Origin of the sequence: Streptomyces amritsarensis (genome assembly GCF_001953875.1) — a bacterium.
Classification (GTDB): Bacteria; Actinomycetota; Actinomycetes; order Streptomycetales; family Streptomycetaceae; genus Streptomyces; species Streptomyces amritsarensis.
Window position 1 is genome coordinate 48247 of the sequence record NZ_MQUR01000020.1, and the last position, 15808, is coordinate 64054.

Sequence of the window (15808 nt, forward strand, 5' to 3'; positions counted from 1 at the left end):
CGGCAGGCTCGGGTGGTCAGCCCTTGGTGGCGCCTGCCGTCATCCCGGCGACGAGGTGACGCTGGGCGAAAACGAAGAAGATCGCCGCGGGGATGGCGATGAGGACCGAGGCGGCGCTCATCGCACCCCAGTTGGAGGTGTACTGGGTGACGAAGGTCTGGAGGCCGCCGGCCAGGGTGAGGTTCTCCTCGCCGACCATGAAGGCGGAGGCGTAGGCGACCTCGCCCCAGGCGGTGATGAAGGCGTAGAAGCCGGTGACGGCGAGGCCGGGCTTGGCGAGCGGGAGGATCAGCCGCCAGAAGGTGCCGAAGGGGTTGAGTCCGTCGACGCGGCCGGATTCGTCGATCTCGACCGGGATGGTGTCGAAGAAGCCCTTCATCATCCACGCGCAGAACGGCACGGCGATGGTGAGGTAGGTGATGATCAGGCCGACGGGCTGGTTGAGCAGCCCGAGCTGTCCCATCAGGTTGTAGAGCGGGACGATCAGGATGGCCATGGGGAACATCTGCGTGATGAGCAGGGTCCACATCAGCGGCTTCATGCCGGGGAACTTGAACCGGCTGACCGCGTATCCGGTGGTGGCGGCGATGAAGACACCGAGGACGGTGGTGACGCCGGCGACCAGGACGGAGTTGAGGAACCAGTCGAGGAAGTGGCTCGACTCCAGCAGGTACGTGTAGTTGCTGAGCGTGGGTTCCTTGACGAAGTCCGTGGTGATCGCGTGCTGCGCGGGCTTGAGCGAGGTCAGCAGGATCCACAGGACAGGGAAGACGGCGATGACGGACGCGACGACGAGGGTCGCGTGCAGGCCGAAGGAGGCGAAGGGGGAGCGGCTTCCCCGGGTACGCGTGCGGGTCGTGGTCATGGTCACCACACCTCTCCCTGCTTGCGCAGCGAGCGCCGGTAGACCAGCGCGAAGATCATGAGCAGCAGGAGGATCAGCACGCCCCACGTCGCGGAGACGGCGAAGTCGCGCGGGCTCGTGATGAAGGCCTCCCGGAAGGCCTGGGTCACCAGGATCTCCGTGGAGTCTCCCGGTCCGCCCCGCGTGAGCAGGAAGATCACCGGGAACATGTTGAAGGTCCAGATGGTGGAGAGCAGGATCACCGTCATGCTGACCGTGCGCAGGCCGGGCAGGGTGATGTGGCGGAAGCGCTGCCAGGCGCTGGCGCCGTCCATCTCGGCGGCCTCGTAGAGCTCGCCGGGGATGGACTGCAGGCCGCCGAGGATGGCGACCATCATGAAGGGGATGCCCAGCCAGACGTTGACGGCGATGACCGAGAACTTGGCCCAGGTGGGGTCGTCGAGCCACGGCACGGCGGCGATGCCCCCGCCGTCGAGGACCTTGTTGAGGATGCCGTTGTCGCGGTTGAAGAGGAACCGCCAGGCGAAGACGGACACGAAGCCGGGCACGGCCCAGGGCAGGATGAGCGCCATCCGGTAGGCGGCGCGGCCCCGGAACTGCCGGTTCAGCATGTTGGCGAGGGTCAGTCCGAGCACGAACGTGATGGACACGCACGCGACGGTCCAGACCACCGTCCACACCAGCCGCTGGAGGAACACCGGGTCGCCGAGGACCGCCGCGTAGTTGTCGAGTCCGATGAACTCGTACGTGGCGTCGATGTGGCGGGCGCCGATGTCACGGGCGACGTTGCGCTCGTTGGCGTCGGTCAGCGACAGGTAGATGCCGCGCACGAGCGGCCAGCCGATGATCACGCCGAGGACGAGCACGACCGGGGCGACCATGGCCCAGGCGTACCAGTGGGTGGCGAGGGCGCGCCTCAGACCACCTGTGTTCCGGGTGTTCCCTGTGTTCCCGCTGTCAGTCCAGCGGCTCCGGCCGCGGACGGCGGAGTCGTTCCCGACTCCGTCGTCCGCGGCCTTCACCACAGACTGGCTGGTGTCAGCAGCCATCGTTTCGTTACTTCCAGCCCTTGAGGATCTTGCGGAACTCGATGCCGGCCGCCTTGGCCGCGTCCTCCGGGCTCGACGCCCCGGTGATCGCCTTGGTGTATTCGACCTTCAGCGGCTCGAAGAGGGAGCCGTTCTCGGGGATCCAGGCGCGCTCGACGGCCTTGTCGACGGCCGGCTTGAAGAACGCGACCATCTCGCTGCTCTTGACGTCCGGCTGCTCGTAGGCGGCGGTGCGGGTCGGCAGCAGGCTCAGCTCCTTGGCGGACTGGACCTGGACCTCCTGCGAGGTCATGTACTCGACGAAGGCGTGGGCGGCGGCGCGGTTCTTCGAGCCGGCGTAGACGCCGAGGTCGTGGCCGCCCTGCGGGGCGCCGGCCTTGGCCGAGCCGGCCGGGACGGCGGCGATGCCGAGGTTGGCCTTGTCCTTGAACTGGTCGCCGGCGTAGGTGTCGGCGACGGCCCACGGACCGTTGATCATCATGGCGGCCTCGCCGGTCTTGAAGGCCGTCTGCATGTTGGCGTAGCCGTCGGTGGCGTTGGTGATCGCCGCACCCGAGGCGACCAGGTCACGGGCGGTCTTGAAGGCCTTGACGCCCGCCTCGTTGTCGACGGTGACCGTCTTGTTCTTCGCGTCGACGAGGTCGCCGCCCTCGCCGTAGATCAGCGGGAGGAACCAGTAGGAGTCGTCGCCGCGCAGGTAGAGGGCGGCCTTGCCGGTCTTCGCCTTGATCGCCTCGGCGGCGGTCTTCAGCTCGGCCAGCGTCTTGGGGGGCTGGACGCCGGCGTCGGCGAGCATCTTCTTGTTGTAGAAGAGGCCGAGGGTGTCGATGACCTGCGGCACGGCGTAGGTCTTGCCCTCGTACTTGCCGCTGGCCGCGGCCTGCGGCAGGAACTCGCTGTCGACCTTCTTCGCCATGTCCGCCGGGACCTCGTCGAGGTAGCCGAGGGAGGCGAAGTCCGCGACCCAGCCGACGTCGGCCCGGATCACGTCAGGCGCGTCGGAACCGCTGCTGAAGGCGTTCTTGACCTTGTTCTGCGCGTCACCGTACGGGACGTTGACGTACTTGACGGTCACCTTCGGGTGCTTCGCGGTGAACGCCTCGGCGATCTTCTGGAAGCTGGCCTTCTCGGCGTCGTTCGCGGTGTCCCACCACGTGACAGTGCCGGAAAGCTCGCCGCCGGCTTCGGTCCCGCCGTTGCCCTTGTCGTCACCGCCGCAAGCCGTCGCCGCGAGCGCCAGGGCCGCGACCAGCGCGGTGGCCGCTATGCCACGCCGCATATGAACTCCTTCGATGATCCCGGCCGCGCCCTCGCGGTCCCGAGTTGCCAGGAACGTAACAAGACTGAAAGACGACCGAAAGGGCTTGCGCAAACTTTCTGCAAGCGGAGGGGATCGTTACATCCGTGTGTCCGTACGGTTGCCGCAGCTTGCTGTTAGTTCGAGTCGTCTTCGACTGCCCGGGCCCGCAACCAGGGGGCATGTTGCCGCGTTGACCCCGATATGACCCACGAGTCGACGGCCGTCGGCCTTGCAAGCGCTTACAGCAACGCGACGACCGCAAGCGGTGACTGGTGGCGCGATGCCGTCATCTACCAGGTGTACGTGCGCTCCTTCGCCGACAGCGACGGGGACGGGATCGGCGACCTGCGCGGTGTCCGCTCCCGCCTCCCCCACCTCGCCCGCCTCGGGGTCGACGCCGTGTGGCTCACGCCCTTCTACGTCTCCCCACAGGCGGACGGCGGCTACGACGTCGCCGACTACCGGGCCGTCGACCCGCTCTTCGGCGACCTCGACGACGCCGCCGAGCTCGTCCGGGCCGCGCACCAGCTCGGGCTGCGGATCATCGTGGACGTGGTGCCGAACCACACCTCGGAGCAGCACCCGTGGTTCCGCGCCGCGCTCGCCGGCGAGCCGGGGGCCCGGGAGCGCTACCTCTTCCGGCGCGGGCGGGGCGCGGACGGGAGCCTCCCGCCGAACGACTGGGAGTCGATCTTCGGCGGACCGGCGTGGACCCGGGTCCCGGACGGCGCCTGGTACCTGCACCTCTTCGCACCCGAGCAGCCGGACCTCGACTGGACCCACCCGGAGGTGCGGGAGGAGTTCGACTCCGTCCTGCGCTTCTGGCTCGACCTGGGCGTCGACGGCTTCCGCATCGACGTCGCCCACGGCATGGTCAAGGCGGAGGGCCTGCCGGACATCGGGCGCGGCGCCCAGGCCACGCTCATCGGCACGCAGCCGCTGCCGTTCTTCGACCAGGACGGGGTCCACGAGATCCACCGCTCGTGGCGGCGGCTCCTCGACTCCTACGAGGGGCAGCGCATCGGGGTCGCCGAGGCCTGGGCCCCGTCCTCGGAGCGGCTGGCCCTGTACGTCCGGCCGGACGAACTCCACCAGGCGTTCAACTTCCGCTTCCTGACGTGCCCGTGGGATGCGGAGGCGATGCGGACGGTGATCGACGAGTCCCTGTCCGCCACGACGGCGGTGGGCGCCCCCACCACCTGGGTGCTGTCGAACCACGACGTGGTCCGGCACACCACCCGCTACGGCGGCGGCGCGCAAGGCCTGGCCCGCGCCCGGGCCGCCGCCATGCTGATGCTGTCGCTCCCGGGCTCGGCGTACCTCTACCAAGGCGAGGAGCTGGGCCTCCCCGAGGTCGCGGACCTCCCCCCTGAGTCCCGCCAGGACCCGGCCTTCCGCCGCGGGCGCCGCCAGCCGATCCCCCCGCCCGCAGGCGAGCCCGCCCCCGGCCCGGGGCCCGCGACCCCCGGCATCATCGCCCCCCGCCCGGGCGACCCCGAGGCCGGCACCGGGCCGCAGGCCCGGGCGTGCTGCGGGCCGCAAGCCGGGACCGGGCCCACGCCCGAACCGCAGCCCGCGCCGGAGGCGGCCGCCGCCACCAGGCCGCATGCCGAGGCCCAGGCGTGCTGCGGGCCGCAGGCCGAACCCGGCACTGGGGCCGGGCCCACGTCGCAGGCGCACGCCGCCACCAGGCCGCAGGCCGAGGCCCAGGCGTGCTGCGGGCCGCAGGCCGAGGCCGGCACCGGGCCGCAGGCCGGGCGCGGGCCCGCGCCCGAACCGCAGCCCACGCCGCAGGCGCACCCCGCCACCAGGCCGCATGCCGAGGCCCGGGCGTGCTGCCGACCGCAGGCCGAGGCCGGCACCGGGCCGCAGGCCTGGGCCTGCTGCGGGCCGCAGGCCGAACCCGGCACTGGGGCCGGGCCCACGTCGCAGGCGCACGCCGCCACCAGGCCGCAGGCCGAGGCCCGGGCGTGCTGCGGGCCGCAGGCCGGGACCGGGGCCGCGCCCGAACCGCAGCCCACGCCGGAGGCGGCACCGCGCACCGCGCCGCCGGCACACGGGACCACCCGGCCGGAGGCCGGGGACGGGGCCGGGGCGGAGTCGACCCCCTGGCCAGTCGCGCCGCGGGTGCACGGGACCACCCGGCCGGAGGCCGCAGGCGAGGCCCGGCCGGAGGCCGGGACCGGGGCCGGGGCCGACCCCGATCTGCTGACCGCGCCGGAGGCGGACGGGCAGGACGGGCTGCGTGACGGTTGCCGCGTTCCCATCCCCTGGGCGGGGGCCGAGCCCCCGTACGGGTTCGGGCCGGCCGGCAGTTGGCTGCCGCAGCCCCCGGCCTGGGCCGGGCTCAGCGTCGCCGCCCAGACCGGCGACCCGCATTCCACGCTGGAGCTCTACCGCGCCGCCCTCGAACTGCGCCGCGCCCTCCCCGGCCTGGGCGCCCCGGAGGCCGGCGGGCCGGCCGACCCCAGCGGGATGCGCTGGCAGTCCGCACCCGACGGGGTCCTCCTCTTCACCCGCCCCGGCTTCGCCTGCACCCTCAACACCCGCCCCGACCCCGTCGAACTGCCCGCGCCCGGCCGCCCCGTACTCTCCAGCGCCCCCGTGGAGACGGACGGCCGCACCGTCCGCCTGCCCGCGGACTCCTGCACCTGGTGGACCCCTTGACGCCCCGCCCCGGGCCCGGGCCCGCTCCACCGCACCCGCACCCGCACGCGCACGCGAAACCCGTACACAAACCCGGACGTCTCACTCCGCGCACCCAGGTTCCTAGGTGACACGGCGACCGGTAGAGTCCAATCCCGTGACCGCACGGCTAGCCGACATCGCAGCCCAGGCGGGGGTCAGCGAAGCCACAGTCAGCCGCGTGCTCAACGGCAAGCCCGGTGTGGCCGCGGGCACCCGCGAATCCGTGCTGGCCGCGCTCGACGTCCTCGGCTACGAGCGTCCCGTACGGCTGCGCCAGCGCAGCGCCGGCCTCGTCGGCCTGATCACGCCCGAGCTGGACAACCCCATCTTCCCGGCGCTCGCGCAGGTCATCGGCCAGGCCCTGACCCGCCAGGGGTACACGCCGGTGCTGGCCACGCAGACGCCCGGCGGTTCCACCGAGGACGAGCTGACCGAGATGCTCGTCGACCGCGGGGTCTCCGGGATCATCTTCGTCTCCGGCCTGCACGCCGACACCACGGCCGATATGGGCCGTTATGACCAACTCCGCGGCCAGGGTGTCCCCTACGTCCTGATCAACGGCTTCTCCGACAAGGTGCAGGCCCCCTTCGTCTCCCCCGACGACCGCGCCGCGATGCACCTCGCGGTCACCCACCTCGCCGCGCTCGGCCACACCCGCATCGGCCTCGCCGTCGGCCCGAAGCGGTTCGTGCCGGTCCTGCGCAAGATCGAGGGCTTCCGGGCCGGGATGAAGGAGCGCCTCGGACTCGACGAGGCCGAGTCCGAGGCGCTGATCCAGCATTCCCTCTACTCCCTCGAAGGCGGCCAGGCCGCCGCGTCCGCGCTCATCTCGCGGGGTTGCACGGCCGTGGTGTGCGCGAGCGACATGATGGCGCTCGGCGCGATCCGGGCGGCCCGCCAGCAGGGGCTGCGGGTGCCGCAGGACGTCTCGGTCGTCGGCTTCGACGACTCCCCGCTCATAGCGTTCACCGACCCGCCGCTGACCACGATCCGCCAGCCCGTGCAGGCGATGGGGCAGGCGGCAGTACGGACGCTGCTGGAGGAGATCGGCGGTACGCCGGCCCCGCACAGCGAATTCGTGTTCCTGCCGGAACTGGTGGTGCGGGGCTCCACCGCCTCGGGTCCCGGGCAGCGCCGCACCCCGAGTCGTACCTGAGACGGAGCGGCTGCGCCGAAGACCGTCCCGAGGGATGATCGGAGGCGAGAGCTCATCTGGCAGACTCTCTCCCCATGGGTGAATCGAGCGTGAAGACACTGGAAACCCGGACGGACGTCTCCTCACCCGTAGTGGTCGAGACCGAGACCCGCCCGGGCTCCGACCGCGCCCTGCTCTCCCGGCTGCGGGCTCCGCGCCGGCCGCGGATCTGGTTCGAGATCCTGCTGATCGCGGTCAGCTACTGGACCTACTCGCTGATCCGCAACGCCGTACCCGAGCAGAAGTCGATCGCCCTCGCGAACGCCGACTGGATCTGGGATGTCGAGCGCACCCTCGGCATCGCCGTCGAGCAGTCGGTCAACCACGCCGTCAATTCCGTGACGTGGCTGATCGTGGGCATGAACTACTACTACGCCACGCTCCACTTCGTCGTGACCATCGGCGTGCTGGTGTGGATCTACCGCTTCCATCCCGGCCGGTACGCGGCCACGCGCCTGGTCCTCTTCGCCACCACCGGCGTCGCCCTGGTCGGCTACTACCTCTACCCGCTCGCGCCGCCCCGGCTGATGAACGGGCAGGACTTCATCGACACCGTGCTGGTCCACCACACCTGGGGCTCCATGGCCTCCGGGAACCTCAAGCACATGTCGAACCAGTACGCTGCGATGCCGTCCATGCACATAGGGTGGTCGCTCTGGTGCGGGCTGACGATCTTCGCGGTCGCCTCGGCCCCCTGGGCCCGGATCCTGGGCCTGCTCTACCCGACGGCGACCCTCGTCGTCATCGTGGCCACCGCCAACCACTTCTGGCTCGACGCCGTGGGCGGCATGATCTGTCTGGCCTTCGGCTACGCCGTCTCGCGCACCTGGTACGGCTCGATGCCGCACCGCCTGCCCCGCCACCCCGAGCAGGCGGGCCCGCACCCGGCGTCGGAACTCCTGAACCGTTTCCGCACCCCCCGCTAGGCGTATTGCTTGCCGGGAATCCGATCGCCATCAGCGGGGTTGGTGCGGGGGAACCGTTATCGGAGGGGTTATGCGAGCGATTCAGGTGTACGAAGTGGGCGGTCCCGAGGTGCTGCGGGAGGCCGAGGTGGACCAGCCGCGGCCGGGTCCGGGCGAGGCGGTCGTGGAGGTCGCCGCATCCGGGGTCAACTTCCTCGACGTCTACCACCGCGAAGGCCGGTACACCCTTCCGCTGCCCTTCACCCCGGGCGCTGAGGGCGCCGGCACGGTCGTCGACGTCGGACCCGGAGTCACTGACGTCGCAGTCGGGGACCGGGTCGGTTGGGTGGAGATTCCCGGCACGTATGCCGAGCGGGCCGTCGTGGACTCCTCCCGCCTGGTGCCGCTGCCCGACGATATCGGCTTCGAGACAGCCGCCGCCGTGCTCCTCCAAGGCATGACCGCGCACTATCTCATCAAGGACGCCTACCCGGTTCAGGGGGGCGACACGGTGCTCGTGCATGCGGCTGCCGGTGGCATGGGGCTGCTTCTGACCCAGCTCATCACCCATCTCGGCGCCAAGGTGATCGGCACGACGTCGACCACGGCGAAGGCCGAGCTCGCGAAGCGTGCCGGGGCCGCCGAGGTGATCATTTCCTCCGCAGTCGACGATCTCGCAGCCGAGGTGAGGCGGCTGGGCGGCGGTCAGGGACTGCCGGTCGTCTTCGACGGCGTCGGCGCGCACACCTTCGATGCGAGCCTCGCCAGCCTGCGAACCCGCGGCCATCTCGTGCTCTTCGGCGCGGCCAGTGGTGCCGTGCCTCCGTTTGATCCGATGCGGCTCGCCCACGGCGGTTCGCTGACCCTGATCCGGCCCAGCCTCGGGGACTTCATCGCCGATCGGTCCGAACTGCTCCGACGCGCCGCCGATGTGTTCGAGTGGGTGCGCTCCAAGGCGCTTGAGGTCACCGTGACGGGCCGCTACGCATTGTCCGAGGCCGCCCAGGCCCACAGCGATCTGGAGGCTCGGCGCACCACCGGCAAGCTGCTCGTCGTACCCGGTGCGGCCGCTGTCGGACGCCGCGAGGAGACGCGGAGCTGATCGCGACGAGAGCGCCTGTGCCCCGGAATCCTCCGGGGCACAGGCGCTCTCGCGTCCCTCGTGTCAGGAGGGCGACTGGTCCGTCAGGATCGCCGGGTCCGAGAGGCCGGCCGCGCCGGTCTCCACCTTGCCGGCGAAGCGGCGGCCGAAGTCCGGGGTCTCGGACGCGGTCACCGTCACGTCGTACCAGCGCCGCGTGTTCTTCAGGGAGACGCTGTGGGTGACGGTGGCGCCCTTGGCGACCGTGAGCCGCTTGGCCCCTCCGCCGTACGCGTTGGTGATTGTGAGGGTCGCCGTCGACGCCCCGGCATTGGTGAGGGTGAGGTCCAGGTTGCCCGTGGCGCCGTTGTGGCGGGCGGTGACCTCGGGGCCGGGGGTGGTGCCGGGGTTGCGGAAGCCGCGCAGGAAGCCGTTGGGACCGTGGACGGTCAGGTCGGTGACGCCGGCCGAGTAGCGGGTGTTCCAGGTGTCCGAGATCGACGTGCCCGCCTCGGTGGTGTACGTCCACGGGGCGTCGGTCCGGTTGGCGGAGGTGACGTAGAACTGCGCGCCCAGGTCCGGACCGCCGCTGAAGGTCAGCCGGAACCTGCCCTCGGCGGTGAGGGCCGCGCCGTCGACGTACGGGGCGTACTTCAGCGGGCGGGTGCGGCACTGCCCCTTCTCCTGGCGCGGCATCGCCCCCACGGCCGGCGGGGTCGCCCGGAAGTCGGGGTGCCGCTCGCGGTCCTGCGGCTCCCACTGGCCGGTGTCGGGCAGCGACACCGTGGAGGTGTCCTTGCGGGCGAAGTCGAAGGCCGAGGTCAGGTCTCCGCAGACGGCCCGCCGCCAGGGCGAGATGTTCGGCTCCCGCACCCCGAAGCGCTTCTCCATGAAGCGGACGACGGAGGTGTGGTCGAAGGTCTCCGAGCAGGAGTAGCCGCCGGTGCTCCAGGGCGAGACCACGAGCATCGGCACGCGCGGGCCCAGCCCGTACGGTCCGGCGACGTAGCCGGCCTTGCCGGGGAAGACGTCGAGGGCGGTCGGCGTGGTCGACAGCCCCTGACCCGCGTCGGCCGGGGCGTACGGCGGGACGACGTGGTCGAAGAAGCCGTCGTTCTCGTCGTAGGTGATGAACAGGGCGGTACGGGCCCACACGTCGGGGTCGGAGGTCAGCGCGTCCAGCACCTGCGCGATGTACCAGGCGCCGAAGTTGGAGGGCCAGTTCGAGTGCTCGCTGAACGCCTCCGGGGCGGCTATCCAGGACACCTGCGGCAGGGTGCCGGCCGTCACGTCGGCGCGCAGCCGGTCGAAGTAGCCCTCGCCGGCCTTGGCGTTCGTGCCGGTGCGGGCCTTGTCGTACAGGGGGCTTCCGGGCTGGGCGTTGCGGTACTTGTTGAAGTAGAGCAGCGAGTTGTCGCCGTAGTTGCCGCGGAAGGCGTCGTTGATCCAGCCCCAGGAGCCGGCGGCGTCCAGGCCGTCGCCGATGTCCTGGTAGACCTTCCAGGAGATCCCGGCCGCCTCCAGGCGCTCGGGGTAGGTGGTCCAGTCGTAGCCGAGCTCGGCGTTGTTGAGGACGGGGCCGCCGCCCTTGCCGTCGTTGCCGGTGTGGCCGGACCAGAGGTAGTACCGGTTGGGGTCGGTCGAGCCGATGAACGAGCAGTGGTAGGCGTCGCAGATGGTGAACGCGTCGGCGAGGGCGTAGTGGAAGGGGATGTCCTCGCGCGTCAGGTAGGCCATGGTGGCGGGCGTCTTGGCGGGCACCCAGTTGTCGTACTTGCCCTTGTTGAAGGCGCTCTGTCCGCCGGCCCAGTCGTGGTTGAGGCCTTGGAGGTATTCCATGCCGAGGTCGTCGGACGGCGGGCGGAAGGGCAGCGTCTCCTTGCCTGCGTTGTCGGCCTGGTGCCAGACGGACTTGCCGCTCGGCAGGGTCACGGGGCGCGGGTCGCCGAAGCCGCGGACACCGCGCAGGGCGCCGTAGTAGTGGTCGAAGGAACGGTTCTCCTGCATCAGGACCACGATGTGCTCGACATCGGCGATGGTGCCCGTCGTGCCCTGCGCGGGGATGGCGGCGGCGCGCGCGATGCTCTCGCCCAGCAGGGACAGGGCGGCCGCGCCGCCGGTGAGCTGGAGGAACCGGCGGCGGTTGAGTTCTGCCATGGGGTGAGAACCTCTGCTTCGTTCGCGGGTGGTGGAGCGCTCACAAGAACAGCGCGCCCGGAGGACCGGAGAGGGAGCCGGATGTGACGTCGGCGGGTACGGCAGGCGAACGGCGGGCGGATTCCGACGGAGTTCGCCGCGCCGCCCTCAGCACCCCCGTTCGTACTCGACCTGGGTGAGGGGGTTGCCGTCGCCGAAGTCGTACGGGCGGGCGGCGCCGCTCTCGGTGAAGCCGGCCTTGGTGTAGAAGCGGCGGGACCGGGGCGTGTCGCGCAGGGTCCACAGGTGGGCGCGGGCGACACCGTCGGCGCGCAGGTGCTCCAGCGTCCCGGTCATCAGGGCTGCGGCGATGCCCGTTCCCCAGCCTTCTGGATGGCTGTAGAAGGAGAGGATCTCGGCAAGACCCGGCCGGCCCGGCGACGGCTTGAAGGCGGACAGGGCCAGCGGACGGCCGTCGTGCTCGGCCACCAGGACCGTGTCGCCGCGCGGACCGGGCTCGACCCTCTCGTGCCAGCGCGTCCGCCTGCTCCGGATGCCCTCCGCGGCGAACTCCGGGTCGAAGAAGGGAGCGTACGCCGCTTCCCAGGCGGCGGCGTGGATCTCGCCGAGGACGTCGCCGTCGCCCGGGCTCGCTCGCCGAACCGTGAACTTCACTTCGACCACCTGACGAGTAGTCCCCGCTGCCTGACTGCGGGTACGAGTGCGGGCGCGGGGGCCGTCCCGGTACCGGGGGCGATCCGTTCCAGGGCCTCGGTGAGCGTGCGGACGTAGGCCTGGTCGGCGAGGATCCGTACGCCGCGCCAGGGCCGGCTGAGCCGTTCCTCCTGCGCGAGGATCCTGCGCAGCAGGGGCGCCGCCGAAACGGCCGGGGCGCCGATCTGCCCGAGGATCCGGACGGCCTCCCGTACCGGCAGGGCGGGATCGCCGTCCCAGGCCGGGTCCACCTCGGCGAGCAGCACCGGCACGGCCGGCTCCGGGTCGCCGGTGATCCGCCAGTACGCGTGCGCGGCGTAGATCCTGGTCCACGCCCCGGTGGACTCCATCAGGCGGCGCACGGGCGTGGTGTGTACGGCGGCCAGCGGGCCGAGGTCGGCGAGGAAGGGCAGGCCGTGGCTCGCGGTCCCGGACCGTACGGCCGCCCCGCACACGTCGAGGGCGAGGGCGGGGTCGCCGATTACCCTCCAGTGCGCCCAGGCCGCGCGGCGCGGGTAGGAGCCGCCGGCCCCCTGGCCCCGACCGGTGGCGTACGCGGCCAGCCGGTCCGCCGTGGCGGCGGCCGGCGGGCCGATCCGGCCGAGGACGCGCATCGCGTCGTAGGTGTCGGCCGTCCCCAGGTACCGGATCACCTCGGACACGGCGGGCGCGGAGGCCGGGCCCCAAAGTGCGAGGAGTTCGAGGAGGGCCGCGCCGGAGTGCTGCTCCGGGTTCTGCCGCAGGACGGGCAGCACGACGGGGAGCAGCTCCGCTGCGGGCAGGGCGGCCAGGATGCGTGCGTGGGGACGGCTGGACGGGAAGCCGTTGGCGTCGGCATGCCGCTGCAGGGCGGGCAGCGCACGGAGATCGCCCATCCCGGCGAGGGCGAGTGTGAGCGGTTCATCGCTGTACGCGGAGCCGTGGCCGAGGGACCCGGCGATCAGGTCGGCGTGCGTGGCGACGGCTGCGCCGGCCTGGAGCACCGCGTGATCGGCGTCCCAGCTGGTGTGCGTACGGTCGCAGACGGCTTTGACCACGACTTCCCAGCACCACGGATCGGGTCGCCGGTATCGGTAGACGGCCTCGGTGGCTTGGTCGAGTGCGCTCACGCGGTGGCGTGCGCCACGAAACCGGCCCAGGCGTCGGGGGTGACGGCGAGACGGGCGCCCTCGGGCCGCTTGGAATCCCGGACGAGGACCGTGCCGGGGGTGTGGGCGACCTCGACGCACTCGTTGCTGTCGCTGGCGCTGTAGCTGCTCTTGGCCCACTCCAGTGCGGAGAGGCCGCCGGCCGAGGGCTTGATGCTCATGTCTCTCCCAGCGCTTTCTCGATGAAGGCTCTCGACTCCCGTGGGCTGAGAGCCTGTGAACGGATGATCCCATAACGGAGTTCGAGCAGCTGAATGTCAGTCGCGTTGGTGATCAAGCGGCCTGGCAGCTGTGCCTCGACGTACCCGACCGCCGTGCCATCCTTCAGTTTGACCACCTGAAGGTGGCCTCCCATGCCTGCATGGTCTTCAGAGTCCGTCGGCATCACCTGGATCTCGACGTTGCGCAGTTGACCGATGTCGAGCAGACGCTCCAACTGCCTTCGCAGTACGCCCCGTCCCCCGATCGTCCGCTCCAGCGTGACCTGCTCCAGTACGAAGGTCAGCGCGGGTGATGGCAGTCGGTAGAAAACCCCCTGCCGCGCCATGCGGGCCGAGACGTACCGCTCCACCTCGTCCGGTGAGTAGGCGGGCCTCCGCATCTCGTACAGCGCCCGCGCATACTCCTCGGTCTGGAGCAGCCCGTGCAGGTTGTGGTTCCCGTAGGCACCCAGCTCAACCGCCTCGGACTCCAACTTGGCCAGATCCCGGACCTTCTTGGGATAGCGGGCCCTTTCGACATCGGCCTTCATGGCGGCGATTTTCCCGCCCGCCCCGAGGACCTCGTCCGCCTTGTCCAGGAACTCCGGGCGCGGAATACGGGCCCCACGCTCGATCTTGTAGATCAGGTTCGCCCCGTATCCCATCCGCTCACCGAATTTGGTTCGGTCAAAGCCCGCCGCCTCGCGCCACATCTTCAGCTGGCGCCCCACCGTGGCGATGACCGCCCCGGATTCGTCCTCCGGGTCGAGTTCCCAGCTCGACTCGTCGGCACCGTCCGTCGTGTTCACATCCGCCTCCCCTTGGACCGCGAGGACACCATGGGACCGCTCTGGACAACCGTCGTACACAGCGCCCTCAACTCTGTTCAGGGTACGCACGGATGGCCACGCTGAGTCACGTGAATCAGGAAACCTCCCTCGTCGCCACGCTCCCCTCCACCCCGCGCGGAGCCCGCGCCGCACGCGCGCTCACGGTGGCCCAACTCGCGGAGCTGAAGCTTCCGTTCGAGGACGCGGCACAGGTCGTCGCCGAACTCGCGGCGAACGCCGTGACCCACGGCAGGGTGCGCGGGCGGGACTTCCGGCTCGCGCTGCACCTCGCGCCGGGCTCTACGCTCCGTATCGAAGTATCCGACACGCGGCGGGAGTTCGCGCCGCCCGCCGCCTGCGCGGCGCCGGGCGCCGAGGCGGAGTCGGGGCGGGGGCTGGTGCTGGTGTCCGCGCTCGCCTCGCGATGGGGGACGGATCTCGGTCCGGCGCCACTGAAGACGGTGTGGGCAGAAATTGATGTGGCGAGTCCGATTTCACCGGATCGAGGTTTCCGCGACCCGGTGGATCGGCAGCCGGTGCAGCACGACGCCTAAAGACAAATAACCAGGGGAAATGACCTTCCACACCTCCCCCTTCCCCCCTCTCACTCGGTCGGGTGAATCACCGCAACCGGGCTGGCGCGTGCGCCAATTCGCCGGGCAGTCTGGCTCCCGACAACCCCATAAAACGCATTCGGCCCCCGGCCGGGACGGCAATCCCGGGCGAGGGCCTGACCACAGCGGAAGAAGCACCTTCCCCATGGCTGACCAGCAGCTTAGCGCGCCCTCGCGCGTCCCGTCGGGAATCCGACACGTCAACCACGACCACCCCCGCGGCTACGTCAAGGTCGGCAACCACCTCGCCCAGCACCGTGCGCTGAGCCTGGCGGCGATCGGTCTGGCCACGCACATCCAGTCGCTCCCGACCGGCTCCAAGGTGACCATCAAGGCCCTCGCCGAACGCTTCCCGGAGGGCGAGGTCCGCATCGCCACCGCCCTGCGTGAACTGGAGCGGCACGGCTACCTGGCCCGCGTCCAGGAGCGGCTGCCAACGGGGCGCGTCGTGACCTGCACGACCTCGTACAACAACCCGCCCGCGATGGCCGAAGCGGTCCGAGAGCGCCGAGTCGCACCCCGGCGCTCCGAGCCGCAGCCCGCCCCGCGGCCGGCCCCGGACCCGGAACCCGCGCCGGAGCCAGCACCGGAGCCCGCGCCGACAGGCGTCGCGTCCGAGGCCGATCCCGTGGTGTCCGAGGCCGAAACGGCGGTGTCCGAAGTCGAGTTGGAAGCGCGGGAACTGCTGGCCCGGCTGCGGCTGCGTGATCCGCGGCTGACGCTGTCCGAGCGTGACACGGTACGGCTGGCGCCCGCCGCAACCGCATGGCTGGAGCGCGGGGTGGTCCCGAGCGCCGTCACCGCGGCCCTCACGCGCTCGCTGCCGACGACGCCGATCCACTCCCCCGCCGCGCTGCTCGCCCACCGTCTGCGGGAACTGCTGCCGCCCCGCCTGCCGGATCCCCAGGCTTCGCACCCGGCCGGCCCGGACCGCACCATCCACCCGTTCCACACGTGCGACGGCTGCGAACGCGCCTTCCGCTCCCCCACCCCCGGCCGCTGCCGCAGGTGCGCGCCACCGCCGACGGCCGGCACGGCTCCAGCCGCCGCCTGAGACCTGCCGGAGCGATTCCCTTCGGGTAT

Annotated in this window: 14 protein-coding genes; 6 read left to right on the plus strand and 8 right to left on the minus strand. The window is 71.2% G+C overall.

The annotated features are described in order from the left end of the window. Positions 1–16: 16 nt before the first annotated feature. Genes AVW11_RS11845 through AVW11_RS11855 form a run of 3 tightly spaced genes read right to left on the minus strand, consistent with a single transcriptional unit; the run spans position 17 to position 3193 of the window. On the minus strand, positions 17–865 hold the full coding sequence (locus AVW11_RS11845; protein WP_030849166.1) for a sugar ABC transporter permease: 849 nt from the start codon (positions 863–865) through the stop codon (positions 17–19). Positions 866–867: 2 nt separating this feature from the next. Continuing rightward, positions 868–1914: a carbohydrate ABC transporter permease gene (locus AVW11_RS11850; RefSeq protein ID WP_030849164.1), complete on the minus strand. Its 1047-nt coding sequence runs from the start codon at positions 1912–1914 to the stop codon at positions 868–870. A 7-nt stretch (positions 1915–1921) separates the two neighbouring features. Continuing rightward, positions 1922–3193, minus strand: coding sequence for an extracellular solute-binding protein (locus AVW11_RS11855; protein ID WP_030849161.1), 1272 nt, complete (start codon positions 3191–3193; stop codon positions 1922–1924). A 222-nt stretch (positions 3194–3415) separates the two neighbouring features. On the opposite strand from AVW11_RS11855, the gene AVW11_RS38275 reads away from it, so the two are divergent. The 4 genes from AVW11_RS38275 (at position 3416) to AVW11_RS11880 (ending at position 9104) form a co-directional block, all read left to right on the plus strand. After that, entirely contained in the window at positions 3416–5881 is a 2466-nt protein-coding gene (locus tag AVW11_RS38275; RefSeq protein ID WP_240528162.1) for an alpha-amylase family glycosyl hydrolase, read from the plus strand. A gap of 136 nt (positions 5882–6017) precedes the next feature. After that, entirely contained in the window at positions 6018–7058 is a 1041-nt protein-coding gene (locus AVW11_RS11870) for a LacI family DNA-binding transcriptional regulator (RefSeq protein ID WP_030849155.1), read from the plus strand. A 74-nt stretch (positions 7059–7132) separates the two neighbouring features. Beyond that, the gene (locus AVW11_RS11875; protein ID WP_051700451.1) at positions 7133–8023 is read left to right on the plus strand and encodes a phosphatase PAP2 family protein; all 891 of its coding nucleotides are present in this window, start codon (positions 7133–7135) and stop codon (positions 8021–8023) included. A 70-nt stretch (positions 8024–8093) separates the two neighbouring features. Then, positions 8094–9104, plus strand: coding sequence for a quinone oxidoreductase family protein (locus AVW11_RS11880; RefSeq protein WP_076043955.1), 1011 nt, complete (start codon positions 8094–8096; stop codon positions 9102–9104). Positions 9105–9167: 63 nt separating this feature from the next. Here AVW11_RS11880 and AVW11_RS11885 read toward each other — a convergent pair whose 3' ends face one another. The 5 genes from AVW11_RS11885 to AVW11_RS11905 form a co-directional block, all read right to left on the minus strand. After that, complete coding sequence (locus AVW11_RS11885; protein ID WP_076043956.1) at positions 9168–11240, minus strand: phosphocholine-specific phospholipase C; 2073 nt, start codon at positions 11238–11240, stop codon at positions 9168–9170. Positions 11241–11387: 147 nt separating this feature from the next. Beyond that, positions 11388–11894, minus strand: a complete 507-nt coding sequence (locus AVW11_RS11890; protein WP_076043957.1) for a GNAT family N-acetyltransferase — start codon at positions 11892–11894, stop codon at positions 11388–11390. Continuing rightward, positions 11891–13042, minus strand: coding sequence for a hypothetical protein (locus AVW11_RS11895; RefSeq protein ID WP_143568833.1), 1152 nt, complete (start codon positions 13040–13042; stop codon positions 11891–11893). Before AVW11_RS11895 ends, AVW11_RS11890 begins: the two co-directional genes overlap by 4 nt. Continuing rightward, the gene (locus AVW11_RS11900) at positions 13039–13242 is read right to left on the minus strand and encodes a DUF397 domain-containing protein (protein ID WP_060178234.1); all 204 of its coding nucleotides are present in this window, start codon (positions 13240–13242) and stop codon (positions 13039–13041) included. The genes AVW11_RS11895 and AVW11_RS11900 overlap by 4 nt, the downstream gene beginning before the upstream one ends. Continuing rightward, the gene (locus AVW11_RS11905; RefSeq protein ID WP_060178235.1) at positions 13239–14090 is read right to left on the minus strand and encodes a helix-turn-helix domain-containing protein; all 852 of its coding nucleotides are present in this window, start codon (positions 14088–14090) and stop codon (positions 13239–13241) included. Before AVW11_RS11905 ends, AVW11_RS11900 begins: the two co-directional genes overlap by 4 nt. Positions 14091–14182: 92 nt before the next feature. Between AVW11_RS11905 and AVW11_RS11910 the strand changes: the two genes are divergently transcribed. Together AVW11_RS11910 and AVW11_RS36510 are read left to right on the plus strand one after the other, a co-directional pair. Further along, complete coding sequence (locus tag AVW11_RS11910; protein ID WP_060178236.1) at positions 14183–14665, plus strand: ATP-binding protein; 483 nt, start codon at positions 14183–14185, stop codon at positions 14663–14665. A gap of 205 nt (positions 14666–14870) precedes the next feature. Beyond that, positions 14871–15779 carry a P-loop NTPase family protein gene (locus tag AVW11_RS36510; protein ID WP_076043959.1) on the plus strand — a complete coding sequence of 303 codons (909 nt, stop codon included), beginning with the start codon at positions 14871–14873 and terminating at the stop codon, positions 15777–15779. The last annotated feature ends 29 nt before the right edge of the window (positions 15780–15808 follow it).

Excerpts from the sequence above, each read along its gene's own strand:
- AVW11_RS11845 (WP_030849166.1), bottom strand. The coding sequence starts at position 865 with ATGACCACGACCCGCACGCGTACCCGGGGAAGCCGCTCCCCCTTCGCC.
- AVW11_RS11850 (WP_030849164.1), bottom strand. The coding sequence starts at position 1,914 with ATGGCTGCTGACACCAGCCAGTCTGTGGTGAAGGCCGCGGACGACGGA.
- AVW11_RS11855 (WP_030849161.1), bottom strand. The coding sequence starts at position 3,193 with ATGCGGCGTGGCATAGCGGCCACCGCGCTGGTCGCGGCCCTGGCGCTC.
- AVW11_RS38275 (WP_240528162.1), top strand. The coding sequence starts at position 3,416 with ATGACCCACGAGTCGACGGCCGTCGGCCTTGCAAGCGCTTACAGCAAC.
- AVW11_RS11875 (WP_051700451.1), top strand. The coding sequence starts at position 7,133 with ATGGGTGAATCGAGCGTGAAGACACTGGAAACCCGGACGGACGTCTCC.
- AVW11_RS11880 (WP_076043955.1), top strand. The coding sequence starts at position 8,094 with ATGCGAGCGATTCAGGTGTACGAAGTGGGCGGTCCCGAGGTGCTGCGG.
- AVW11_RS11885 (WP_076043956.1), bottom strand. The coding sequence starts at position 11,240 with ATGGCAGAACTCAACCGCCGCCGGTTCCTCCAGCTCACCGGCGGCGCG.
- AVW11_RS11900 (WP_060178234.1), bottom strand. The coding sequence starts at position 13,242 with ATGAGCATCAAGCCCTCGGCCGGCGGCCTCTCCGCACTGGAGTGGGCC.
- AVW11_RS11910 (WP_060178236.1), top strand. The coding sequence starts at position 14,183 with ATGGCCACGCTGAGTCACGTGAATCAGGAAACCTCCCTCGTCGCCACG.
- AVW11_RS36510 (WP_076043959.1), top strand. The coding sequence starts at position 14,871 with ATGGCTGACCAGCAGCTTAGCGCGCCCTCGCGCGTCCCGTCGGGAATC.